The sequence below is a fragment of the Pedobacter sp. KBS0701 genome (assembly GCF_005938645.2).
GTDB lineage: Bacteria > Bacteroidota > Bacteroidia > Sphingobacteriales > Sphingobacteriaceae > Pedobacter.
The window spans coordinates 547,732-571,450 of record NZ_CP042171.1; the positions used below are offsets into that span (position 1 = coordinate 547,732).

18 protein-coding genes and 2 tRNA genes are annotated in these 23,719 nt (G+C 38.5%); 11 read left to right on the forward strand and 9 right to left on the reverse strand.

The window, feature by feature from the left end:
* Positions 1 to 56: 56 nt before the first annotated feature.
* From FFJ24_RS02030 to FFJ24_RS02040, 3 genes are all read right to left on the reverse strand, one after another.
* Positions 57 to 2,468 carry an AsmA-like C-terminal region-containing protein gene (locus FFJ24_RS02030; RefSeq protein WP_168202360.1) on the reverse strand — a complete coding sequence of 804 codons (2,412 nt, stop codon included), beginning with the start codon at positions 2,466 to 2,468 and terminating at the stop codon, positions 57 to 59.
* A 98-nt stretch (positions 2,469 to 2,566) separates the two neighbouring features.
* Entirely contained in the window at positions 2,567 to 2,854 is a 288-nt protein-coding gene (locus FFJ24_RS02035) for a YciI family protein (protein ID WP_138820569.1), read from the reverse strand.
* A gap of 4 nt (positions 2,855 to 2,858) precedes the next feature.
* The gene (locus tag FFJ24_RS02040; protein WP_138820570.1) at positions 2,859 to 3,338 is read right to left on the reverse strand and encodes an ABC transporter ATPase; all 480 of its coding nucleotides are present in this window, start codon (positions 3,336 to 3,338) and stop codon (positions 2,859 to 2,861) included.
* A gap of 50 nt (positions 3,339 to 3,388) precedes the next feature.
* On the opposite strand from FFJ24_RS02040, the gene FFJ24_RS02045 reads away from it, so the two are divergent.
* From FFJ24_RS02045 to FFJ24_RS02055, 3 genes are all read left to right on the forward strand, one after another.
* Positions 3,389 to 3,874: a hypothetical protein gene (locus FFJ24_RS02045; protein ID WP_138820571.1), complete on the forward strand. Its 486-nt coding sequence runs from the start codon at positions 3,389 to 3,391 to the stop codon at positions 3,872 to 3,874.
* Positions 3,875 to 5,776: 1,902 nt separating this feature from the next.
* Positions 5,777 to 7,414, forward strand: coding sequence for a TldD/PmbA family protein (locus FFJ24_RS02050; protein WP_138820572.1), 1,638 nt, complete (start codon positions 5,777 to 5,779; stop codon positions 7,412 to 7,414).
* A gap of 8 nt (positions 7,415 to 7,422) precedes the next feature.
* Positions 7,423 to 8,760, forward strand: a complete 1,338-nt coding sequence (locus tag FFJ24_RS02055) for a TldD/PmbA family protein (RefSeq protein ID WP_210419445.1) — start codon at positions 7,423 to 7,425, stop codon at positions 8,758 to 8,760.
* 567 nt (positions 8,761 to 9,327) lie between these two features.
* Here FFJ24_RS02055 and FFJ24_RS02060 read toward each other — a convergent pair.
* Positions 9,328 to 10,116, reverse strand: a complete 789-nt coding sequence (locus FFJ24_RS02060; RefSeq protein WP_138820574.1) for a (Fe-S)-binding protein — start codon at positions 10,114 to 10,116, stop codon at positions 9,328 to 9,330.
* A 113-nt stretch (positions 10,117 to 10,229) separates the two neighbouring features.
* The gene (locus FFJ24_RS02065) at positions 10,230 to 11,525 is read right to left on the reverse strand and encodes a (Fe-S)-binding protein (protein ID WP_138820575.1); all 1,296 of its coding nucleotides are present in this window, start codon (positions 11,523 to 11,525) and stop codon (positions 10,230 to 10,232) included.
* Positions 11,526 to 11,754: 229 nt separating this feature from the next.
* On the opposite strand from FFJ24_RS02065, the gene FFJ24_RS02070 reads away from it, so the two are divergent.
* The 3 genes from FFJ24_RS02070 to FFJ24_RS02080 all read left to right on the forward strand — a co-directional run bounded on the left by FFJ24_RS02070 (position 11,755) and on the right by FFJ24_RS02080 (position 14,035).
* A tRNA-Phe gene (locus FFJ24_RS02070) sits at positions 11,755 to 11,827 on the forward strand.
* A gap of 446 nt (positions 11,828 to 12,273) precedes the next feature.
* Complete coding sequence (locus FFJ24_RS02075) at positions 12,274 to 13,761, forward strand: DKNYY domain-containing protein (protein WP_138820576.1); 1,488 nt, start codon at positions 12,274 to 12,276, stop codon at positions 13,759 to 13,761.
* Between the two features lie 201 nt (positions 13,762 to 13,962).
* Positions 13,963 to 14,035: transfer RNA gene (locus tag FFJ24_RS02080), tRNA-Phe, on the forward strand.
* Between the two features lie 365 nt (positions 14,036 to 14,400).
* Here the strand turns inward: FFJ24_RS02080 and FFJ24_RS02085 are convergent.
* The gene (locus FFJ24_RS02085) at positions 14,401 to 14,823 is read right to left on the reverse strand and encodes an SRPBCC domain-containing protein (protein WP_138820577.1); all 423 of its coding nucleotides are present in this window, start codon (positions 14,821 to 14,823) and stop codon (positions 14,401 to 14,403) included.
* A 303-nt stretch (positions 14,824 to 15,126) separates the two neighbouring features.
* Between FFJ24_RS02085 and FFJ24_RS02090 the strand changes: the two genes are divergently transcribed.
* On the forward strand, positions 15,127 to 16,731 hold the full coding sequence (locus tag FFJ24_RS02090; protein WP_138820578.1) for a S41 family peptidase: 1,605 nt from the start codon (positions 15,127 to 15,129) through the stop codon (positions 16,729 to 16,731).
* A gap of 70 nt (positions 16,732 to 16,801) precedes the next feature.
* Here FFJ24_RS02090 and FFJ24_RS02095 read toward each other — a convergent pair whose 3' ends face one another.
* A complete protein-coding gene (locus FFJ24_RS02095) occupies positions 16,802 to 17,404 on the reverse strand; it encodes a hypothetical protein (RefSeq protein WP_138820579.1) in 603 nt (200 codons plus the stop codon).
* Positions 17,405 to 17,467: 63 nt separating this feature from the next.
* Complete coding sequence (locus FFJ24_RS02100; RefSeq protein ID WP_138820580.1) at positions 17,468 to 17,746, reverse strand: hypothetical protein; 279 nt, start codon at positions 17,744 to 17,746, stop codon at positions 17,468 to 17,470.
* 106 nt (positions 17,747 to 17,852) lie between these two features.
* On the opposite strand from FFJ24_RS02100, the gene FFJ24_RS02105 reads away from it, so the two are divergent.
* The gene (locus tag FFJ24_RS02105; RefSeq protein ID WP_138820581.1) at positions 17,853 to 18,335 is read left to right on the forward strand and encodes a GNAT family N-acetyltransferase; all 483 of its coding nucleotides are present in this window, start codon (positions 17,853 to 17,855) and stop codon (positions 18,333 to 18,335) included.
* An 81-nt stretch (positions 18,336 to 18,416) separates the two neighbouring features.
* Here FFJ24_RS02105 and FFJ24_RS02110 read toward each other — a convergent pair whose 3' ends face one another.
* Positions 18,417 to 20,831 (reverse strand): outer membrane beta-barrel family protein, encoded by a 2,415-nt coding sequence (locus FFJ24_RS02110; protein ID WP_138820582.1) that lies wholly within the window; start codon positions 20,829 to 20,831, stop codon positions 18,417 to 18,419.
* 207 nt (positions 20,832 to 21,038) lie between these two features.
* Here FFJ24_RS02110 and FFJ24_RS02115 point away from each other — a divergent pair, with 207 nt between their 5' ends.
* From FFJ24_RS02115 to FFJ24_RS02125, 3 genes are all read left to right on the forward strand, one after another.
* Entirely contained in the window at positions 21,039 to 22,046 is a 1,008-nt protein-coding gene (locus tag FFJ24_RS02115) for a sensor histidine kinase (RefSeq protein ID WP_138820583.1), read from the forward strand.
* 78 nt (positions 22,047 to 22,124) lie between these two features.
* Positions 22,125 to 22,859 (forward strand): LytTR family DNA-binding domain-containing protein, encoded by a 735-nt coding sequence (locus FFJ24_RS02120; RefSeq protein ID WP_138820584.1) that lies wholly within the window; start codon positions 22,125 to 22,127, stop codon positions 22,857 to 22,859.
* Between the two features lie 376 nt (positions 22,860 to 23,235).
* The gene (locus FFJ24_RS02125; protein ID WP_138820585.1) at positions 23,236 to 23,703 is read left to right on the forward strand and encodes a nucleoside triphosphate pyrophosphohydrolase family protein; all 468 of its coding nucleotides are present in this window, start codon (positions 23,236 to 23,238) and stop codon (positions 23,701 to 23,703) included.
* The last annotated feature ends 16 nt before the right edge of the window (positions 23,704 to 23,719 follow it).

The window sequence follows — 23,719 nt, forward strand, 5'->3', positions numbered from 1 at the left end:
TGTAAGATGGATTAGGGTAATTTAAATTCCATCATCCATCTTACATTTTTCTTCTATTAATCATGATCCTTATTCCACCTGATCTTTATTCCGCCTTTTTCGTCATCAATAGCTTTTAAGTGCAATACGATTCCACGCATACGGGCTTCTCTTTTTTCTGATTTGGTTAAGTTTTCATCTCCTTTTGGATTTCTCAGTGGAATGTCCATCTCTACATTTGTACCACTTCCTAAAGCGTAAGTGCCTTTTACGTTAAAGTTTAAAGCGCTGGAGTTTATCTGCATTGGACTGATTTCTACCTTATCACCATGGATGTTAAGGGTTCCATCAAGGTTTTTGATTTCTACGTTTGATAGGTTCCTGTTGGCAAAAGCAAATTTTCCAACCTTAACCATCGGATCGAAATTAACCAGTGCGGCATTGTTCAGATTGAACACCACTTTACCATTTATCGATCGTGGAAGAATTTTTCCTGTATGCGATATCCTGCCAGAAATGTTAACCAACGACGACAAATAACCTTTTAAATTTTTGTTGGTAATGGTATTCTGTCCAAAATTATCGAAAGAGTAGAAGAAATCTTTAACACTTACATGGCTAATTTTCGAATTGATTTTAAAACTGTTAGAGGCGGCCTCCTGCATAATATTCCCATCAAGCGATAATTGTCCGCCAGCATGAGCCACACTGATTTTATTGAAAAAAATGCCGCCTCCGCGCAATGAAATATCAGCATCAAGGTTTTCGGCCAGAAAATTATCGTAAATGGCTTTATCAACCGTTAAACGGATATTCATTTTCGAAAGTTCCAATACATTGCTCAGCTCTTTCGAAACCACTTGTTTGTTTCCACTCGATTTTTTCTTCGCTGTTCTCGGCCCTAAGAAGGGTAAGAACTCTTTTAGGTAGAGTTGAGGGCTCGACATTTTTAAGTTCACCAATATTTTTTCGGGAGCCGTATAATACAGGTTGGCAAAATTGGCGATGCTACAGCTTACATTGAGCTCGCTTTTGCCCAATTGGAAATGCCCGTTCTGTATCGATAAATCATTCTGGTTAAAATTGATGTTTAAAGCACTTTTTACCAGGTGCAACTTCCTGGGGATATAAAGGATGTCTGCATCGGCAATCTGTATTTTACCCGAAACAACCGGTTTTGTGAACCTGAAATTATCAATATCGGCTTTGCAATATAACCTTAAGTTCGCTGTACCGTTTTTAAATTCAAAATCGTTTGTACCTAACGAATTGTTTAAGTTGGTTAGGGGAAATTGTGAGGTGACTAATCCGGTGGCAATCGGGCGAGCTAAATTATTTACCGTGAAGGTGTCGATTTTAAGCGGCGCATTAAAATATTTTGCCGTGAGCCTGTGGAACTTGATGGACGAGTTTTCGTCGCCAATAATGCCGCCAACGGTATCACGATTAGTAAAGGAGCCATCAAAATTACATGCTGTTAATTTGCCTGCCGGAATAGAAACCACATTATCTCTTACTGTTATGCCGACCTTAATTAAGGGGTCTCCGTATTTTCCTGACCCGTCATCAACGATATTTCCCCGGATATTGATCGGTTTTTCAATGCCAAATTTTAAAAGTTTTGAGGAAATGTTAGGTGATAAGAGCAGGGCAACATCTCTGAACAAAATATCATCAACAGCAATGCTAATGGCAAAAGCAGATTTATCCAATTCTATTTTAGCACCAATTTTAAAAGGGTGACCGCCAATGTTAAGGATTTCGGGGTTCAGCAGTATCGCATCAAGATCACGGCTATAATGCGCTTTTAAGGTTCCTTCCAGGGTTTTATCTTTCAAAAAGCTGCCTTTTCTCGTATTAAATGCGAAACTATTTACCTTGGTTATTAATCTGATTTTACCGGTCCAGCCGCTATCGGGGTATTCCATTCTACCCTGGATCTGATCGATGTTAAAATTGAATAGCTTAAACCTTTTTTTATTGTCCAATATCAAACTTACCTTGTTAAAATCAATCTTTTTAACTTCCAGCGCGGAGGATTTTGGCGAAGATTTTTTATCAGTTTTCGGTTTACTTTTAAAAATACTGGTGTTGCTATAGCCTGTAGAATCGGTATAGATATAAATGGAAGCATTATTAATCGCAATTTGTTTAATATTGATATTGCCTACAATAAGTGAGAGCACATTTAAAGAGACGTCTATATCCTGCGCTTTTAAAAGATCGTGTTTATGTTGGTTCCATAAACTATCTCTCAGTAGAACACCGTTTAGTGATACCGAAACTCCCGGAAAGCTTTTCAGAAGCGTTGGCTCCATACTGGTGGCAGTAATCTGTCCATTTAAATTTTTATTCAGTTGCGAAAGGATAGAAGCCAGCACTTCTTTCTTATTGCGGCTAATGTAAAACGCACCTGCCAGCCAGGTTAATATAATCAGTACAACTAAAACCGATACAATTTTTAAAGAGATTTTTAGCCAGCGCTTCATACACATTATTTGATTTAACCAATATAATGTTTTTTGTTAGCTAATTGTTTGGCTGACAGTAAAAAATAGCTGCAATAGCAACAGGTCTTCTGAACCAGTTAGCCTAAAAGAGATTCCAGATCAGGGTGGTACTGTGAGGTTAGGAAATGTGTAATCGTGAAATCGGCCAAACGGTGTTTATAAAAGGGGTCTTCCATCAGGATTTTTTTCAATTCAGCCTCATCTTTAGCAAGGGCCAGAATAATTCCACCGGTTCGGGGCACCTTTCTGCCTGAAGCCACGAAAATATTTTTTTTATAGTATTTCTTTAAATATTGTACATGCGCTTCCATATGTGCATCTAACTCGGTTAGCGGAACAATGTATTTAAGATCTACGATGAACACAGGCTTAAAGTAAATGTGCAAAAACGCTAGAATGCCAGCTGTTTTGAAAAGGGACTTCCCACTTAGATTCAAGTTCAGCCAGATTTTGAACCATATTGTTAAATACAATCGTTTCTGGCGTTACCTGCTTTATATTTACCAAAGTTTCAAAATCTTCCTTGCTGTTTACCACAACTTCTCCATTTACTTTATAGGCAATGTTGAAACGGTTAAAAAGGTCTACATGATACTCCTGTTCAATTTCTTTAATTAGACGAACAGAGCTATCAATGGAGCAACCGGTAACACCAGTCTGACTTTCATCTACTGTTAGGATAATAAAAAAGCCATAGCGTACTTCTGCTTTTGCAAGCAATTCATTTCCATGTGCTTTCCACTGGTTAGTAAAAGCTGCCAATTTGTTTAAGATCTCAGTTTCTTCCGTAGAAGTAAATTTGCGATCGCTTTGGTATATCCAAACTCTTGATTGTGGAGAAAAACTCATATACAAATTTATGATTTTAATTAAATTGGTATGATTAAAACGCTAACCCGATGAAAAAGTTTACACTCTGCTTGAAAATATCTGTTCTTTCGGCTTTTTGTATGTTTTTATGTGCTTTTTCCGACCCCGAATCCATAGAGCAATATGCCCTTTATCTTCATAAAACGCTTACTGATCATTATGATAGTAGCCAGGAAAGTGATCAGGTAAAACGTTATGAGCTAAATGTTACCAACAATGGTTTTTGCCGTTACAAGCGGTATTTTAATAACGGTAAAACGGAGTATTTCGCATTTAAGTTATCGAAATTTAAAGATATGGACTATTATGGTACAACTACTTCAGGTAAATTATATATCCATACCAAAGGTGATGACGTAATTGTACAGACTTATAAAGACAGGGGAGGCGATGTAGATTCGATGGCCACACAGCTGGTTATTCCATTAAAAAATATGGAGGCCGAAGATTTAAATCTTATCCGTGATAACCTGAATAAAATTAATGCGGAAGTTTCAATTTCTCAGAAGCTATAGTTAGGGAAATTGACCTATGGAATACTCCAATTGCTTTCCTGGCGTAAGAAACCATCAGATCTTAATGTTAATCATGATGCAGGTTGCGCCATTAGTATATGATATGAAGTAAAATATAAGCGATTTTTTTTGGAGCGCATTGTCATTCGCTTTTTTTTAAGTTAGTCCTGCTCTCCGCTTTATCCCGATGAAAAAATCGGGGATGCCGCTTCGATCAGGGCTATAAACCTGGGCCTGTGGCACGGAAAACCGACATGGGAGCAGAAAACTACCTAGCTAAACCTGATCGAACGAATGCCATTTTTCATGGCAGAAGGTAGAGCAGGAAGAAATTGCGCTATGGAATACTCCAATTGCTTTCCTGAAAAAAGAAAACATCAAATCTTAATGTTAATCATGATGCAGGTTGCGCCATTAGTATATGATATGAAGTAAAATATAAGCGATTTTTTTTGGAGCGCATTGTCATTCGCTTTTTTTTAAGTTAGTCCTGCTCTCCGCTTTATCCCGATGAAAAAATCGGGGATGCCGCTTCAATCAGGGCTATAAACCTGGCCTGTGGCACGGAAAACCGACATAGGAGCAGAAAACTACCCTAGCTAAACCTGATCGAACGAATGCCATTTTTCATGGCAGCAGGTAGAGCAGGAAGAAATTGCGCTATGGAATACTCCAATTGCTTTCCAAAAATAAGAAAACATTAAATCTTAATATTATTTAAGATGTAGGTTGATATTACATTAAAGATTAAGCTTGCCGGTTGTTTTTTGGAGCGCATTGTCATTCGCTTTTTTAAAGTTAGTCCTGCACTCCGCTTTGTCCCGATGAAAAATCCTACCGTGTGGACACAATTAATTATAATATTTTTCAGCCGCTCTATGCCGCGGTGGCATGGTACTTTGGAGCGCCAAAGTACCCAAAGCGCTTCGTCAATCCAGCAATGAGCCTTTTGCACAATCCTATACGCATCAAAAAAACAGTGGCACTTCGTTTTGTGTTCAATATTTTTTTAAAATTTAAATCATCGTCTATGAACACAAAACCACTGCGTTTCAGGTTTGTTAGTGCCAATTTACCTGAAATGCAACTGTTTTTTTGATTTCCCTGGCTCTTGGGATTGACAGCGTACTTGGTTAAAATCCATGCTTGATTAAAGTTGCTTAGCAAAATACCTAAACTATTCTTAAAAAGATGTGTCCACATGGTAAGATGAAAAATCGGGGATACCGCTTCGATCAGGGCTATAAACCTGAGCCTTTGGCACGGAAAACCGACATAGGAGCAGAAAACTACTCTAGCTAAACCTGATCGAACGAATGCCATTTTTCATGGCAGCAGGTAGAGCAGGAAGAAATTGAGCTATGGAATACTACAATTGCTTTCCTGGCATAAGAAACCATCAAATCTTAATGTTAATCATGATGCAGGTTGCGCCATTAGTATATGATATGAAGTAAAATATAAGCGATTTTTTTTGGAGCGCATTGTCATTCGCTTTTTTTTAAGTTAGTCCTGCTCTCCGCTTTATCCCGATGAAAAAATCGGGGATGCCGCTTCGATCAGGGCTATAAACCTGTCCTGTGGCACGGAAAACCAACATAGGAGCAGAAAAATACCCTAGCTAAACCTGATCGAAAGAATGCCCATTTTTCATGGCAGCAGGTAGAGCAGGAAGAAATTGGCCTATAGAATACTACAATTGCTTTCCTAAAAATAAGGAAATTATAACATTGTAATTTCATTGGTGTACAGTTGGCTTAACCAGCATATCATATTTACTAATGCTGGTATAAAAACATTTCTTAGCATTATTTTACATTTACTCATCTGTTAAAATCGAAATAGAAATTTCGGGAAATAAGTTAAAAAACTTATATTCAGACATATTTAAACCATCTCATCTTGAAACGTAGAAACTTTATTTATTTAACTGGTGTGGGGGCTGCTGCGGCTATGCTTCCTGCCATTCCGGTTTTTGGGAAAGAGATTTCCCCCGAGCAGGCCTTAGAATATATTGATCCTGCAGCTAAAAAAATCATGTCGGATGTGGCTTTGAATGCGGCAAGATCAAAAGGTGCAACTTATACTGATGTGCGTGTAGGCAGATACCTTAACCAATATGTTGTTACACGTGAGGATAAAGTAGAGAATATTGTAAATACCGAATCGTATGGCATCGGTATCAGGGTAATTTCGAATGGAAGCTGGGGATTTGCAGCAACCGATAAATTGGATAAGGATAGCATCGCCAAAGCAGCTGAACTGGCGGTAACTATTGCCAAAGAAAATGCCCGTTTGTTAAGAGAACCTGTAATGCTAGCCCCACAAAAAGGATATGGCGAAGTAAGCTGGAAAGCGCCGATTGAGAAAAATACTTTTGAAGTACCCGTAAAAGAAAAGGTAGATTTATTGTTGGCGGTGAATGATGCGGCGATGAAGGGTGGTGCAGATTATATTAACTCCGTATTATTTGCGGTAAATGAACAAAAATATTTCGCTTCAACTGATGGTTCTTATATCGATCAGGATATTCACCGCATCTGGCCAACTTTCTATATCACTAAAATAGATAAGGTAAGCGGTAAGTTCGAAACCAGAAATGCATTGAGTGCCCCGACAGGTAAAGGCTACGAATATCTAAATGCCAGGCCAGAGGATAAAATACAAACAGCTTCTGGTACGCTTTACAAAGGCAGGTACGATATGCTTGAAGATGCTACACAGGCGGCCAGACAGGTAGGCGAAAAGATGAAGGCAAAATCGGTAGAGCCAGGCAAGTATGATCTGGTATTAGATCCTTCACATTTATGGTTAACGATTCATGAATCGTGTGGACACCCGACCGAGCTCGACCGTGTATTGGGCTATGAAGCCAATTATGCGGGAACAAGTTTCCTAACCTTAGACAAATGGGAATCTAAAAAATTTAATTACGGTAGTAAGGAAGTTAATATTACTGCCGATAAAACCGAAGTTGGATCGTTAGGGGCTGTTGGTTATGACGATGAAGGTGTGAAATGCGGAAAATGGGATGTAATTAAAGATGGCATATTGGTAAATTATCAGGCCATCAGAGATCAGGCACATATAGTAGGTTTAAATGCATCGCAAGGATGTTGTTATGCCGATAACTGGAGCAGTGTTCAGTTTCAGCGCATGGCAAATATTTCTTTGCAACCGGGTAAGGCCAAATTGAGTATAGCAGATCAGATCAAAAATGTAGAAAAAGGCATTTACATTGTAGGCGACGGATCTTTTTCTATCGATCAGCAACGTTATAATTTCCAGTTCGGTGGTCAGCTGTATTACGAAATTAAAGCCGGGAAAATAGTTGGTATGCTAAAAGATGTGGCTTATCAGGCAAATACCCAGGAGTTCTGGAATTCGTGTGTGGCCATTTGCGATCAGAGCGATTACCGTTTAGGAGGCTCGTTCTTTGATGGTAAAGGCCAGCCTGGTCAGGTAAGTGCTGTATCTCACGGATCGGCAACCGCACGTTTTAATAAAGTTAATGTGATCAACACCGCTAGAAAAATCTGATAGAAATTATGCCAATCTTAACAAAAGCAGAAGCAAAGGCACTTTTAACTAAGGTACTTTCTTACTCTAAAGCAGAACAATGTGAAGTCAATCTAAACTGCTCAGATAGCGGGAACCTAAGGTATGCCAGAAACGCAGTTTCTACCAGTGGTGGAATTAGTGCTAACAGTTTGGTGGTGAGTTCAGCCTTCGGGAAAAAACTGGGTACGGCCACTATAAATGAATTTGATGATGCCTCGCTGGAAAAAGTAGTGCGCAGAGCAGAAGAACTTGCGCAGCTTGCCCCGGAAAATCCTGAATTTATGCCTTTTCTAGGGCCTCAGGAATATGGTCCCGATTCACCCACATTTTCTCCTGCTACAGCAGCTGTTACGCCAAAAGATAGAGCTGATGCAGTACAGGCCAGTTTAAAACAGGCTATGGATAATAAACTGAATGCCGCAGGATTTTTGTCGAACAGCGTGGGTTGCGCTGCATTGATGAATAGTAAGGGGTTATTTGCTTATAATACTTCAACCGATGTTGCTTTTAACATTACGGTAAGAACTGATGATGGCAAGGGCTCAGGTTATGCCACCAGAGGATACAACGATTTTAGCAAGCTTAATGCAAAGGCCGATACAGCTATAGCAGCAAAAAAAGCAATGTCGTCAGTAACTGCAAAAGCGATAGAGCCGGGTAAATATACTGTTATTTTAGAGCCAACCGCCGTAGCAGTAATGTTAGAAAACTTATTCTTCTCGCTGGACGCCAGACAAGCGGATGAAGGAAGAAGCTTCATGAGTAAAACCGGAGGAAAGACCAAATTAGGGGAACAGCTGGTAGATGAACGGGTAAATATTTATTCCGATCCATGGAATCCTGAGCTTCCAACTTCAACATGGTCTGGAGATGGAAGGCCTCAGGAGAAGATAAACTGGATAGAAAAAGGAGTAGTGAAAAATTTATACAGTTCGAGATATTGGGCACAGAAAACCGGAATTAAGGCAATACCAACTCCTGGCGGTGCCATTATGCAAGGTGGAACCAAGACATTGGAAGAACTGATTAAGGGGACAGAAAAAGGTATATTGGTTACGCGTTTATGGTATATCCGTACGGTAGATCCACAAACCTTATTGCTAACCGGGTTGACCAGGGATGGTACTTTTTACATCGAAAACGGAGAAATCAAATTCCCGGTCAAAAATTTTCGTTTCAATGAAAGTCCGGTTATCATGCTGAATAACCTGGATGAGATTGGAATAGCCGAAAGAACAGTCAGTGCCGAATCAGAAGCCAACTATCTATTGCCGCCATTAAGAATAAGGGATTTTACTTTTACTTCTTTGTCTGATGCAGTATAGGAGATTTAGGTCGTCAATACTATAATAAAGGCTGTATCATTAATGTTAATTTGTCAATCCTGAGGGGTGATCTATGGTATAAAAATCAAGAAGTTCAAGGAGATAGCTCCTCCCTTAAGCTTTCGTCATTTCGAGCGGAGTGCAACCTGTGCCGATTTTACATCGGTAACGCAGTCTAGAACCCGAAGGCTCTGCGAAGCGAAATCGGCCTGGATAGATCTCTCCACTTAGCGCTGCTCCGGTCGAGATGACGATCTTTCTATTGAAATTTTGCCATTAATAGAGGTTAGAATTTTTCAAATACATCGGAGGGTTGATGACAGATATACAAGGGGCGTCATTTCGACCGCAGTGGAGAAATCTTTGAACTATATTAAAAGATTTCTCCATTTCGCTACGCTTCATTCGAGTTGACAATCTTTCTATTGGAGTCCGTGATTGATAGCTTTTCGAAGGATCTGTTTAATTACAGATTTACGCGTTTCGGGAGGCTCCACGTGAGACAGATCGAATAGAGATTAACGCTTATATGATACCGCTTTTTATTAAGTGAATCTAACACGATCGTTACAAGCCGTTTGCCCTTGCCGTAATTTCGGCAATATCCAATACCTTGACTTCCTGTTCTTTATCTTTTAATTTAATACCATCGCTCAGCATTGTCATACAAAATGGACAGCCCGCTGCAATAAATTGTGGATTGGTTTCAAGCGCTTCGTCAATACGTTCAACATTGATGTCTTTATTTCCTTTTTCGGGTTCTTTAAACATTTGTGCACCACCGGCACCGCAGCATAAACCATTGCTTTTGCAGCGTTTCATTTCTACCAATTGCGCATCTAAAACTTCTAATGCTTTTCTTGGCGCTTCGTAAATTCCGTTTCCACGGCCCAAATAACAAGGATCGTGATAAGTGATTTTTTTGCCTTTAAAGCTTTCTCCACCTTCGGCTTTTAACTTACCCTCGTTAATTAAGTCTTGGATAAGTTGCGTATGGTGGATCACCTCGTAAGTGCCGCCCAGGCCAGGATATTCATTTTTAATGGTGTTGAAGCAATGCGGACAGCCGGTTACGATTTTTTTAATGTTATAAGCATTCAAAACTTCGATATTGGTCATGGCCTGCATCTGGAAAAGGAACTCGTTCCCAGCTCTTTTAGCCGGATCTCCGGTGCAGCTTTCTTCGGTCCCCAATACCGCATATTTTATACCTACATGATGTAAGATCTTGCAGATGGCGTGGGTGATTTTCTGTGCCCTTTCATCGTAACTTCCGGCACAACCCACCCAAAATAATATTTCTGGTTCTTCACCTGCGGCCATTAACTCGGCCATCGTAGGGACTTTAAATTCCATTTGTCTATTATCTAGTGTCTATTTTCTAGTATCGAATACCAGGTATCGAGACCTGATGTAATTATATTTAATTCAATGTCAACTTAAAACTGTTAACGGAAGACTGTCAATTGCTAACTTTCTTGTGCCCAGTTAAAACGATCGGCTGGCGAGTATTTCCAGGGTGCCTGGTTGTTCTCGATATTTCCCAGCATTGCATTAATGCTTCCTGGTGCCTGCGATTCTTCCATTACCGCAAAACGGCGGAGCTCCATAATAATCTGTAATGGATCGATGTTTACCGGACAGGCCTCTACACAGGCGTTACAACTGGTACAGGCCCAGATCTCTTCTCTGCTGATATAATCGTCTAATAATGATTTTCCATCCTGATGTTCTGCACCATGTTTATCAATGTTCTGACCCACTTCGGTAATACGGTCGCGGGTATCCATCATAATTTTCCTTGGCGATAAAAGTTTACCTGTAATATTTGCCGGGCATACCGAAGTGCATCTTCCGCATTCGGTACAGGTATAGGCATTCATCAGGTTTACCCAGCTTAAGTCGGTTACATCTTTTGCTCCAAATTTACCAGGTTCGGTTTCTGCCGGAACAAAAGAAGGATCGAGCATTGCTTTTACCTCATTGGTAACTGAGGCCATATTAGTGAATTCACCTTTAGGCTCCAGATTTGAAAAGTACGTGTTTGGAAAGGCGAAAAGAATATGGAAATGTTTCGAATAAGGCAGATAATTTAAGAAAGCCAGAATCCCGATAATGTGGAACCACCAGCAGCTGCGCTCAATAATAACCAATGCATGCGCTGTTGAAGGAAGAATGTTCATTAAATACTGACTTACCGGAAAAGCACCTGCATTTACATAGTGTTTTGCACCTAAAAGCTGGAGTTTTGCATCAGCAGCATTCATGAGCAGGAAAGCACTCATTAATAAAATCTCTGTGATGAGAATATAGTTCGCATCAGATTTTGGCCAGCTTTTCATCTCGACACCACTAAAGCGTTTAAGTTTTAGTACATTCCTGCGAATAAGAAAAATAGCACAGGAAACCCAAACCGTAAAGGCCAGGATTTCGAAAGAACCGATCAGAAAGTTATAAAGCCCACCCAAACCATTAAAAATACGGTGAGTGCCGAATAATCCATCGATCATAATTTCGAGTACTTCGATATTAATGATCACAAAACCGATGTAAACAAAAAAGTGGAGAAATGCAGGAATAGGGCGGACAACCATTTTGGATTGACCAAAGGCTACCCGTAACATGGTCATTAACCTTTTTTGCGGTTGATCTTTTCGATCTACTGCTTTGCCTAAGCGGATATTGCGAATTATTTTACGCAGGTTAACTGTAAACAGCGCAATTGCTGCAAGTGTAAGTACTAGAAAAAGGATCTGTGCCACCATGCAATATTAGATTGTTTACGCTAAATTAGGATATTAATCTCAAAAAAATACTATGCATGCATAAAAAAAATGATAAAATTGTTTGTTTGTACTCATTCTAAGCAAGAATTATGGCCTGCTTTAAGAATTGTGAAAAATTAATTAATTGATAATCAGAGCGCCAATGAAATAATCGAAAAAAAGTTTTGCTTTTGAAAAAAGAACACTACATTTGCAATCCCAAACGGATGGTGCCATAGCTCAGTCGGTAGAGCAAAGGACTGAAAATCCTTGTGTCCCTGGTTCGAATCCAGGTGGCACCACTTCCAAAAGCCTTTCAGAAATGAAAGGCTTTTTTGGTTTCATAACTTTAGCTATTAAGGATCATTCGTAAAAGGCGGGAGGGCTGAGTTTAAATTTTTAACTTAGTAGTTTTAGCACCAAGCCATGGAGATCGAACTACCTAAACCATTACTCCCACCAGATTTTGCAGATCAAATTGATCTTATCCGTATTAAAACGATGAATGATTGTAATCATTTATTTTTGGACAAACGGAACCAGCCAACGCAAGCACTTCATGCTCACCGGATGGAGTGAAGAGGTATTTTGGATCAAGTCATTCTACGCGACTTTCATTTACGTGTCATAGCCTAATTTCTGCATTTTCGCTGTCGCATGGCATGACCATATTACAGGGAGAACTACTATATAGTTCCTGGGATTCGGTAGTAGGTGGCATACGTTAACAAATAACCTAAAACAAAAAATGAACAAAAATATCATCAAGCTTATCAGGATAACTGCAGTCATTGCTTTCCTGATTTTAATAACGTTTACTGTGTCTTTTCTCTTGCCAGGAAGGGAGGCGGATACTAATACTATTGATAATGAAGGACAGCAAATAGGTGGGATATTTGTCCGTTATCAAGACCATGTATATGCGGCTGTGCCAAGTAATGGTAACTATATGATTAAAGAGGCTGATGCCAAAAGCTTCAGACTAGTTGATAATAGCTACCAAAACCGCCAGTTTGGGATAGATAAGAATAACGCTTACTGTGGTAACCTTGTTGTAAAAGATTTCAATCCAGCTACAGCCAAAGCAATTGGTAATAGTTATTTCACCGATGGTAAGCAAACCTGCTACTGTTCTTCAATGAGTGTAGAAAATGAAGACTTATCAATTTTCTCCTGGTTGAGCCAACAGAGTTTATATGGTCTTGGAATAGGGGATAAGCCACAGACCTATATTTACCCGCTCGCTAAACTTGAAGCCGGACCAGTTCCTTATCGGGTTATCCTTAAAGCTGAGGCGGTAACTAATGGAACCTTGTGTTACTATCAAGGTAAAATTCTTCCGCTGGCCCATGGTGCGAGCCTCAGGCAGATCTCTGAGTTATATAATGATGGCGATATCCGTGAAAGTCAAAACTATCTGGCGGATGGACAATCTGTATACTATAAAAATGCCCTGTTGCCACTTCAGGATCACCCGAACCTGCAAGCCATTGTTATTGATGGTCAAAATCAGGAAAATTATCTCTTAGATCCTAAGCAAGGTATGGTCTACGTCAATGACCTGCCTTTTGATAAGCAATATAGTCCTTATAACATATTGTCTCTAAATGGGGCACATGTCTATCATGCTTTATTTTTAAGTAAGCATGGAATCTTTTATTTTGATAAGAAGAAAAGGAAAGTTTTAAGGTTCAAAGATAACCCATTTGATGGTGGCAATTTCAGAGAAATTGCACCACTTATTTTTTCAGATGGTCATCAAATTTTATACACTGAGGCCAGTCAGATTTGGGGTGGAAATAAAAATCCGGGGCTTAAATCCGAGTCAACACATATTTATAGATTAGATGAGCCTACAACAGGAAACTGGCAGAAAATAGGTATGGTTGGAGGCAGTTATGGCTCAGTATGGAAAAATGGAAATGCTTATTATTACTTTGACGAGCTTGGCGATTCTCAACTAATCCCACAAACCATTTATCGCATTACTGATCAGCATGCAGTAGCCGCTTTATTTGCTCCTCAAATCCGTACAGATGACATTCGCAAACTTGTTGATACGGGTGGCCTGTTAAAAGTTAAACGCACAGAATTGATTGAAGTGGAGACAGGATTTTCAAAGGGTTTTGGAGAGGTGATATTGATCGTATTAGCTGTCCTCACAGGTGTTCTATTATTTTTATGGATACTGAGAAAATTAGGTATCAATCTCAAACCTTCTATCATCAAAGATTAGTGCCTGGAAGATTTATATTGTCTATTTTGAATATATGCTGAAAAAACTGGCAGAATGGATAAATATTTTTTTAATAGCATCTTATTGATAGTCAGAAAAATGAATGCATTTGGTTAAACAGGTCTTCATTCTTTTTGAATAAATTTTAAATCCTTTTTTGGATTTGAGAAAAAGAATACTACATTTGCAATCCCAAAAGGGGGTGCCATAGCTCAGTCGGTAGAGCAAAGGACTGAAAATCCTTGTGTCCCTGGTTCGAATCCAGGTGGCACCACTTCCAAAAGCCTTTCAGAAATGAGAGGCTTTTTTGGTTTATAAGTATTTCTAATTTTGATTAATTTTTTATACCCTTTCGGGTAAATTTTATTGATTTTAATGTGCTTTTACACCCTTTCAGGTATAAATGTTACATGCATCGGGGGAAAGCTAGTTATCTCAGGAAGATCTTGCATTTAAGGCTGGGGTTGGGCTACGCTTTCTCCGTGAGCTGGAAAGAGAACCAGATCATGATTAATAAGGCAAAAATTTTTTATGGTGACCAATTAGCCAGTTAAAAGGCCCATAGCCGTTTGAAGAAATCACAAAAAAGCCTCCGTTTTACAAGAGGCTCATTCGCTTTTATGTTTCTGCATGATCATTTTATTTCTCGGCTATCTCCTTAACCTTATCCAGTGCTTTTGGCCAGGTCTTTTCGAAATAGTCAAGCCATTCTTTTATAATTTCCATGTCGATTATAATTTCCGTTTTACCGTCTTTTTCGGTTAGCGTATAATTTTCGAAAGATTCGCCCCAATTATGAAGGGTTTCCTTCCCATCCTTTATTTCACCAATATGTTTGATAGACATGTATTGATTGGGTATGTTTTCTTCAATAATAGCAAGCATTCCATCTCCCTTCCCATCGTGAAACAGGGCCTTGCTTCCTTTTCTCCAATCGGTTTCCACACGCGATCCTTCCATAAAAACAGCTGTCCATTTGGGGTATGTTTCTATGCCAAACAGCGCATTCCAAACTTTTTCTGCTGAGGCGTTAATTGTGGTTTTAAATTCGATCTTTTCCATGGTTTTTAATCAGATAAGTTATATAACAAATTTGCCCAGAATTTTGTTGAATGAACCGGGGCAAAGGCGACAATTTACGGGGGGATAAGGACTATGGTAAAAACACCGGTTTAGTTTACCTTGTTAAAATTTGCTAAATATCTCAGTGAAAAGTAATTTAATAAGTAGATTTACGTAGTTCATTAATATACAGGCGCGAGCGCATAATATTTTGAATTAAATTGAGTTGTTGGTAAAAGTTTATTTCTGAACAACCTAACTATTGCCTGATACGTATATAGAGATAATATTACTATAATTTCCATGAGAAATAAGAAATTCTTTTACCTGGTAACACTAGGTTTTTTAAGCTTCGGTGCCATTAGTGGCTGCAAAAAGAGCAGTTCTGCGTCTGATGAGCTTGTAACCCCACCAGTTGTTACCACGCCTTCCGGAACGCGGGATGAATTGACTAAAGATTCTATCTTTTTATATGGAAAAGAACTTTATTACTGGAATACTTCGCTACCCACTTATGCCGTGTTTAACCCGCGTGGATTTAGTTCAAATGAAGCTGAACTATATGCCATGACACAATATTCTTTAGACCCGGCAACAGGAAAGCCATACGAATATGTAAGCACTTCCAGTGAACCTAAATATTCGTTTTTCGACTATACGGCAGCTACGACAGGTAAAACAGGAGCGCTTAAGGCAGATGTAAACGGATCAGCCAATGATTTTGGTTTTTCCGTTCAGTATAATTATAACAGCACGACCGATCTGAGGGTAAAATATGTTTATCCAAACTCGCCGGCTGCATTACAGGGTTTAACACGTGGCTGTAGGATAACCGGTGTGAATGGAAGAACAGACCTGACCTATCCTGGTGCAGTTAGTTTTTTAAATAACGCTATTTTTGGAACCAATGCAACGGTGACTTTGGCTTTTACTGATATTGGCGGAAACTCTAAAACAGCAGTTATATCCAGTGGCTTGTATACTGTCAATCCGATATTGTTTACCAATATTTATACGGTTGGAACAAAGAAAGTGGGGTATATGGTATTTAATAGTTTCACCAATAATGCCTCTTCAGCCATAAATGCAGTTTTTGCTAATTTTGCTACCCAGGGAGTAAGTGAATTAATTATTGATTTACGCTATAATGGTGGAGGCTATGTTTCAACAGCTACTGACATCATTAATTTAGTAGCCCCGGCAGGCGAAACCGGTAATACGATGTTTACTTCTTATTATAATAACTATTTACAGTCGATCACTACTGCCCAGCGCAAAGCCTCTGTTTTGGCACACCAGCCACTGTTAGATGATGAGGGGAAATTACAGACCTTTACCTCTGGCGTAAACGGAAAGTACGCCACTTATGCTGATTTAAATTATTTGCCTACAGCTGCTGACAATATAGAGAAATTTGCAAAGTCCGGTTCATTATCTTTAAACAGGGTTTATTTTATAGTAACCGGATCAACAGCCTCGGCAAGTGAGTTAACCATTAACAGTTTAAAACCAGTTATGGATGTAAAATTAATTGGTAGAACAACTTATGGTAAACCTGTAGGTTTCTTTCCGATCAGAATAGATAAGGTAGATATGTATATCCCTGAATTTGAAACCAAAAACAAACTTGGCGTTGGTGGCTATTATTCTGGCCTAACGGTTGATAAAGAATCAGCAGAGGATTTAAGTAAGGCATGGGGTGATGAAACAGAGACATTATTGGCCTATGCTTTGTTATATGCTAAGAATGGGAATTTTGTAACTACAGCGGCAAAAACAGCTAGCTTAAGTACAACCACAACAGCAATGCCATCAAAACTATCAGTAGCAGAACTAAGGGCATTAGATGAAAAGTTGGATCCAAAAGGATTTAAGGGGATGGTGATGACACCGGATAAGAAATTTTAATAAAGCTTATAACGAAAATGCCCGCTTAACATATTTAGTTAAGCGGGCATTTTTTATTTGTGGCGGTATTTTACAATAATATTTTACTGCTGATATCTTTGTTAATGGTAATGTAACCCGGATATTTAACAGGTGTGTTGCCCAACATAAAGGTTGGCTTTATTTTAATGGTTAATAAGCCTAGTTTTTCATCTTTTGAAGATGAACCTTTTTGAGCTGCCTTGATGATATCGTTAAACACATTGCCATTAGATATTAATCCGTAAATATTGCTCACCAACTGTACCGGAACAGTAACTGTTTGGCCTTGCGCAATGCTTACATTTTGATTAACAATGCCTTGTGCCAAATCTGTATTGTTGACCAGTATTTTATATTCGAACTGGTTTATCGCAGCTAAATTGCTTGATGGATTAGTTATTTCTAAATTTAGATTGGCTTTTAAAGGAATGTCTTTTCTTAATAAACCCAATGCAACCCCAGGCAAACTGGTTAAACTAAAGCGCTGCTGATCCATTAACGTTTTAACATCTGTACCTGCAATCGATACCTGTTGTACACTTGTAATTTTATAGGTGCAGTCTTCCAGGGCTTTTATCTGCTGTGCCTGCCTGTTTATTCCGCAACCAAAAATGCTTATGGTAAACAGGAAAAGCAATATTTTTTCTTTCATATTATTCATAACGCCAAAATACTAAAACTATTTCAGCTGCAATGTGAGTTAACCAAAATTAACTCAGGCGCCTGGTGTAGCGGTTTCGATATCATCACGTTTATCGTCGGTATCAGTTTTGTTTTCTTCGGAAGGTTTCTCCGTAGTATCTGCTGCTTCATCCTGATCATTCAATTTTTCCCCATCCTTAACTTCCTCCGTTTTTAATGCAGGCTCACCTGGTTTATCGGTTTCCTTTTCTGTTGAAGGCGTTACGGTTTCTATTTCCAGCTGTACATCATCTGTTGGTTTTGGATGACTGTTGCCTTTAAGTGCTCCTGTTTTATTTTCTTCGTTTTCCATGGTATAATCTGTTTTAATATTTTATAAATAAAATTCAATAGCATTTTGTTTGCTTTTATTAAAAAGCAGTTACTCATTTTTTAACTTTGCAACAAATTATAGTAATATGGCCATTACCCTTAGAAAGATCACTCCAACAGATAATATTGCTACTGCTTCCATGATCAGATCGGTTTTAAAAGAATTTAAAGTAGACAAGCCTGGTACTGTTTATACCGATCCTACAACCGACGATTTGTCAACTCTTTTCGAACATCCTAAATCTGCTTATTGGTTAGCCGAAGAGGGTGGAGTTATTATTGGTGGCTGTGGTATTTATCCAACAGCTGGCTTGCCAGAGGGTTGTGTTGAACTCGTTAAATTTTATGCTCTGCCAGCTTCGCGCGGTAAAGGTATCGGTAAAGTGCTAATGGAAAAAAGTATAGCATCTGCTCAGCAATTTGGTTATAATGAAATTTACCTGGAGTCTTTTCCGGAACTTGCCAAAGCCATTACCATTTATGAAAAGGCTGGATTTAAAAAACTCGCAGGTCCGCTGGGCAATTCTGGTCATTATGCCTGTAATATTTGGATGCTATTGGTTTTATAGCTCGTTTAATTGTTGAAACGGATTAATCGGCTAACTGTAGAAATCCAGCTTAGTTAACCGATTTTATCTTGCCCTCATTTTTTAATTTTTGCCAACCCTGTTTTCTTCATCGCTTGTTCCGGTTTGTCTTTTACGCGCAGTTTTGATTTTCATGTTCCCGAATTTATAGGTGAAACTTAAGTTTATCCTGCGGCTTTCCCATTCGTTCTGCCAATAGGTTTTAATATTATTGTACTCCAGGTTGGCCCTAAATTTACTCGTATTAAAAACGTCGTTTACTTTTAAGGCTAATGTGGCATTTTTGTTCCAGAATAATTTTTTAGCACCGATATTGAGCTGGTAACTGCCTAAACTTCGGAAAAGGCCGGAAACAGAAGGGGAATCGTAAAAAGCATAAGCCGATAAGCTATAGTTTTTAGGTAAGGTGATGGTGTTATCTGACATTATAGACCAGTTCCAGGAGAAAGCATCATAACCATTGCCCTGTACAGCTGATTCGGTGCGGTTAAATCCAGCCGAAACTTCAGTACTGTTGTTCCACCATTTGGTTACATCAAAAGGACTTCCGGTTGCCATGTAAAAGTTGGTGGTACGGTTTAAGTTTTCTGGTCGGGAGATACTTTCTTTGGTCGCATCATTTTGATAAACTACTTCCCATATCGAGCCATTGTTAACCGAATAGCTCAACGTTAATATCCTGAAATTTTTAAATGAGTAGTTAAATTCAAAGCTGTTGGCGTAAGAGGGCTGTAAAAACGGGTTCCCCTGCAAGGCGGTGTAAGGATCGCTATAAAAAGTAAAGGGATTCAAACTGCTGTACGATGGGCGATTAATACTTTTGCGGTAGGCAGCCGTAATCAGGTTGTTCGAATCGAGTTTTAAGGAAATAAAGAGCGTTGGAAAAAGCTTCCAGTATTTTCTGTCGATCAGGGTATTCGTTCCCGATGAACTGCCATTGCCCAATGTCTGCTCTGCACGTAAACCTGCTTTGATCTGTAAATTTTTAAAGCTTTGATCTAATGAAAGATAACCTGCATTAATGTTCTCATTATATAAAAATAGATTTGTCCTTCCCGGATCGGTGATCCAGCCAGCGGTTTTCAGCGAATCGAAACGCACATCGCTCAGCGATTTTACCCAACTACTTTTCCAGCCGGTTTCCATTTTTAATGTTTTGTTAAAGTTCATGGTGTAATCAGCCTTGATCGAATAGATTGATACTTTGCCCATCCCATTATTACGCAGATCAATCGGAGTACCAATAAGCTGATCGTTTGCATCAAGGTAATTGTTGGTGAAAGTTTCGTTTCGGCTGTTATCGTAACGCACATAATCGGCATCAAATCCCAGCTCGCCTCCCAATGTATCGGTTTTTAAACGGTAATTTAAATTAATGGCGTGGTTTTTCTCTGTATTGCTTTGAGGGTTAAACATACTTGTGCCACCTATTTTTGCCCCTGCAGCATTGTAGTTTATAGAATTACTATTTACCTTGGTTTCTTCCGGAGCGGTATAACCTTTTACCATAATGCCCAGGGTATTTTTATCATCAATAAAATAATCTGCACCTGTTGAATAATTTAAGCTATTCGTAACCGGGTGCCAAAAGTTAAGCTGGTTATATTGTTCTTCCTCTATGGTTCTGTTTAAAGTTAACCTGTTGTATGAGTTATAGTGTCCGGCGTCTAAACGCAGATAAGTACTCACTTTACCTATATTGTAATTCAGGTTGGTGCCCGCATAAACTTTTTCATAACGACCGTAACCACCACCCGTATTCATGTTTCCGTTAAATCCCTGCATTTTATTTCTTTTGAGTTTGATGTTGATGATCCCTGCCGTGCCTGCCGCATCAAAAGAAGAAGGTGGATTGGAAATCAACTCTATTTTACTTAATACAGATCCGGGTAGCGATTTTAAATAAGTGGTTAATTCCAAACCCGTCATGTAACTCATTTTACCATCAATCATCACATTGATTCCTTTTTTTCCTTTCAGTACAATGTGATCATCCTTATCCAGTTTTACACCTGGCGACCTACTGATTACTTCCAATGCATTATCACCTGCGGTATTCATCTGTTCTACGTTTACAATTACCCGGTCTGCTTTTTGATCAATTACGGGCATTTTTGATATAATGTTTACATCTTTCAGATTTTGAGTGTGCTCTGCCAGTGTAATTGATGGAACCTTAACAGCTATATCTTTCACTTCAAATGGTGCGGATTGGTTTTTTCCATAACCCATCATTAAGGCTTTAATTAAATACCTGCCAGATTTTACGTTACTAAATTCATACAAACCCTGTTGGTTAGAGGCCTGTAATGCCACCGAAGCAGAATCTGGTAGGTGGATCAGGGCTACAGAAGCATAATCAAGTGCTTGATTGTTTTTATTGGTAACTGTTCCTGATATTTTGATGTTTTGAGCAAAAACGGTTTTAATGCTAAAAAGGAAGAAGAAAATAAGGATGGTTTTAAGTAAGCGGTTCATTTTAAGTTTGTTTAATATTGACGATTCAAAGATGAAGAGCTTGCGGAAGGCTAAAAATTATATAATCCCAACCCTTTAAAATATTATCCCAATCCATTTTTATGCAATAAAAGGTGTTCATACTTAAATTGTACAGGTTAGGATAATTATTTGGATGTTTGGAATAAGAAAATAGGCGGTTAAAAAAGCTTTGTATAGTTTTAGGCCATGAAAACAATAAAAATCATTTCCATTCACATACTTTGCTGGTTACTTGTATTGGGCTATTTTTATGGTGGCTATTTAATTGATGGTACAACTTTTAGCAAGGCTGCTTTAAGTATCTCTATGAATTTTATTCAATTGATAGAGTTCTACATCTGTTACTTATGGGTATATCCAAGATTTTTGAAAAAAAATAAAGTACCTCAGTTAATCGGAGGGATTTTGTTTACCATTGGGGTATTTATTGCACTTAGGTATTTAATAGAAGAAGTACTTTATTTAAAATGGCTTGGTTTTCACAACTATAACGATGGTATAGCTGCCTGGGATTACATTTCGGATAATATTTATTGGAGCATTGGTTTTATTGTTACACCGGCTGCAGTTTATGGTATCGAACAGAGCTTCAAGTCAGAACAGGTTAACCGAAAACTGAAGGAAGAAGTGGTTAAAGCGGAACTTTCATTTTTGAAATCGCAGATCAATCCGCACTTTCTGTACAATACCTTGAATTATGTTTATTCCCTGGCTATTCCTGTTTCCGATCAACTGGCCAATGCCATTTTGCGTTTATCAGATCTGATGCGTTATACATTGAACGATAGTCCGGATGGTAAAGTAAGTTTAAGCAAGGAAGTGGAGTATTTAGAGAGTTATGTAGCGCTTTTTAAAATGCGTTTTGAACCAAAGTTTTATGTCGATTTTATAACAGACGGAATTGCTGATCAAAAAATAGCTTCGCTTATATTAATCCCTTTTGTTGAAAATGCTTTTAAACATGGTGTGGTAAATGATGAAGCCCAGCCCGTGCGTATTAAGCTGAAAGTGCAGAACAAACGATTAAGTTTCGAAGTAAGCAATAAGATCAGTCACGCACAAAAGGACCACTCAAGCGGTGTAGGTATGGTAAATATTCACCGTAGGTTAGATTTGATCTATCCCGAAAAACATGAGTTATTGATTTCTAATAACGGCAATACCTATAAAAGTACTTTGATCTTAAATCTCTAATGTATAATTTGTATCATTGAAAACTATGATAACGTTAATTCAAGCTAATCGCCAACCCCTAATCGCTAAACCCTAACCATGATCCGTTGCCTTGCTGTTGATGATGAATCTTATGCTTCAGATATTATTGCTGTTTTTATCAATAAAACCCCTTTTTTAGAATTGGTTGGGACCACTACAAATGCTTTTGAAGCCCTTAATCTGGTGCAGGAAGGTAAGGTAGACCTTGTTTTTTTGGATATACAGATGCCTGAATTAACCGGGATCCAGTTCTTGAAGATCTGTGGAGGTAAATGTAAAGTAATCTTAACCACGGCCTATTCTGAATACGCTTTAGAAGGCTTTGATCTTGATGTGGTAGATTATTTGCTTAAACCGATCTCCTATGAGCGTTTTTATAAAGCGGCTACGAAAGCGCGACAGATTTTAATGCCAGTGGCGCCTGTTCGGCAGGAAGTTGTTATACAACAAACCGCACAAGGAAACGATTTTATTTTCATCAAGGGTGATACCAAAAACAAATTTATCAAGGTTAATTACGAAGATATCCTGTACATAGAGGGGTTGAAAAATTATGTTTCAGTGTATACTGCTACCCAAAGGATTGTAACCTATCAGGCATTGCGTGAGCTGGAAATCGAACTACCTCAGCCACCTTTTTACCGTATCCATAAATCGTATATTATCTCTATCGAAAAAATCAAGATGATAGATGGGAATACCGTTTATATCAACGATCAGGCCATCCCCATTGGCGAAACGTATAAAGAAGAGTTTTTTAAAGTGGTGAGGGAGGGGAAAAAGAATGGTTAATTAAGGAAGAATTAAATATTGTTAGATTGTTCAATTGTTGGGGTTCATCTTTCAATTAACCAGTTTCAACAATTAACGGATTAACCATTCTCAGCAGTTTTCAGTTGGCCATTTGCAGATAACAATTTTGTAATTACCATGGGGGCATTTAACCAGTTCGATAATAACTAATAACCATTCTCAACAGTTTTCAGTTGGCAATTTGCAGTTAACAATTTAGCAATGCAAGATTTAAACAATCCAGTTAGCAACTCTACTTACAATTAACCATTTTCAACAATTAACCGATTAACCTTACAGTGTGTGCATAAATTCTCCCCAATATTTCTCCTGATTTTTTTAAGTTTGCTGCGTAAAGATTAAATCAAACATTACCATGCAAGAAACCAATTCGCTAAACCAGGTAGCGGAATTTCACACTACCTTTAAACATCCTATACTTGAAAATCCGGTTATTCCATCAAAACAGAGAGCTAATCTGCGTATTTCGCTTTTAGCTGAAGAATTAAAAGAATTACAGGAAGCAGTAGAAAATGATGATCTGATAGAAGTGGCCGACGCCCTTTGCGATCTGCAGTATGTGTTGGCCGGAGCCATTCACGAGTTTGGTCTAGGTGGAAAATTTAAAACTTTATTTGATGAGGTTCACCGCTCTAACATGAGTAAAGCCTGTAAAACAGTAGAAGAAGCTGAACAAACGATTCAGTTTTATTTAGATAAAGATCAAACTGAATCTTATTATAAAGAAATTGACGGATTGTTTTTAGTGTTCAGGAAATCTGACGATAAAACTTTAAAATCGATCAATTATTCTCCTGCAGATTTAAAATCGCATTTGGTTTAACCCGTAAATAAGCTCG

What these genes read in the sequence shown, in the direction of transcription:
- FFJ24_RS02030 (WP_168202360.1), bottom strand. Translation starts at nt 2,468, where the DNA reads ATGAAGCGCTGGCTAAAAATCTCTTTAAAAATTGTATCGGTTTTAGTT.
- FFJ24_RS02040 (WP_138820570.1), bottom strand. Translation starts at nt 3,338, where the DNA reads ATGAGTTTTTCTCCACAATCAAGAGTTTGGATATACCAAAGCGATCGC.
- FFJ24_RS02045 (WP_138820571.1), top strand. Translation starts at nt 3,389, where the DNA reads ATGAAAAAGTTTACACTCTGCTTGAAAATATCTGTTCTTTCGGCTTTT.
- FFJ24_RS02055 (WP_210419445.1), top strand. Translation starts at nt 7,423, where the DNA reads ATGCCAATCTTAACAAAAGCAGAAGCAAAGGCACTTTTAACTAAGGTA.
- FFJ24_RS02060 (WP_138820574.1), bottom strand. Translation starts at nt 10,116, where the DNA reads ATGGAATTTAAAGTCCCTACGATGGCCGAGTTAATGGCCGCAGGTGAA.
- FFJ24_RS02065 (WP_138820575.1), bottom strand. Translation starts at nt 11,525, where the DNA reads ATGGTGGCACAGATCCTTTTTCTAGTACTTACACTTGCAGCAATTGCG.
- FFJ24_RS02075 (WP_138820576.1), top strand. Translation starts at nt 12,274, where the DNA reads ATGAACAAAAATATCATCAAGCTTATCAGGATAACTGCAGTCATTGCT.
- FFJ24_RS02085 (WP_138820577.1), bottom strand. Translation starts at nt 14,823, where the DNA reads ATGGAAAAGATCGAATTTAAAACCACAATTAACGCCTCAGCAGAAAAA.
- FFJ24_RS02090 (WP_138820578.1), top strand. Translation starts at nt 15,127, where the DNA reads ATGAGAAATAAGAAATTCTTTTACCTGGTAACACTAGGTTTTTTAAGC.
- FFJ24_RS02095 (WP_138820579.1), bottom strand. Translation starts at nt 17,404, where the DNA reads ATGAAAGAAAAAATATTGCTTTTCCTGTTTACCATAAGCATTTTTGGT.
- FFJ24_RS02100 (WP_138820580.1), bottom strand. Translation starts at nt 17,746, where the DNA reads ATGGAAAACGAAGAAAATAAAACAGGAGCACTTAAAGGCAACAGTCAT.
- FFJ24_RS02105 (WP_138820581.1), top strand. Translation starts at nt 17,853, where the DNA reads ATGGCCATTACCCTTAGAAAGATCACTCCAACAGATAATATTGCTACT.
- FFJ24_RS02110 (WP_138820582.1), bottom strand. Translation starts at nt 20,831, where the DNA reads ATGAACCGCTTACTTAAAACCATCCTTATTTTCTTCTTCCTTTTTAGC.
- FFJ24_RS02115 (WP_138820583.1), top strand. Translation starts at nt 21,039, where the DNA reads ATGAAAACAATAAAAATCATTTCCATTCACATACTTTGCTGGTTACTT.
- FFJ24_RS02120 (WP_138820584.1), top strand. Translation starts at nt 22,125, where the DNA reads ATGATCCGTTGCCTTGCTGTTGATGATGAATCTTATGCTTCAGATATT.
- FFJ24_RS02125 (WP_138820585.1), top strand. Translation starts at nt 23,236, where the DNA reads ATGCAAGAAACCAATTCGCTAAACCAGGTAGCGGAATTTCACACTACC.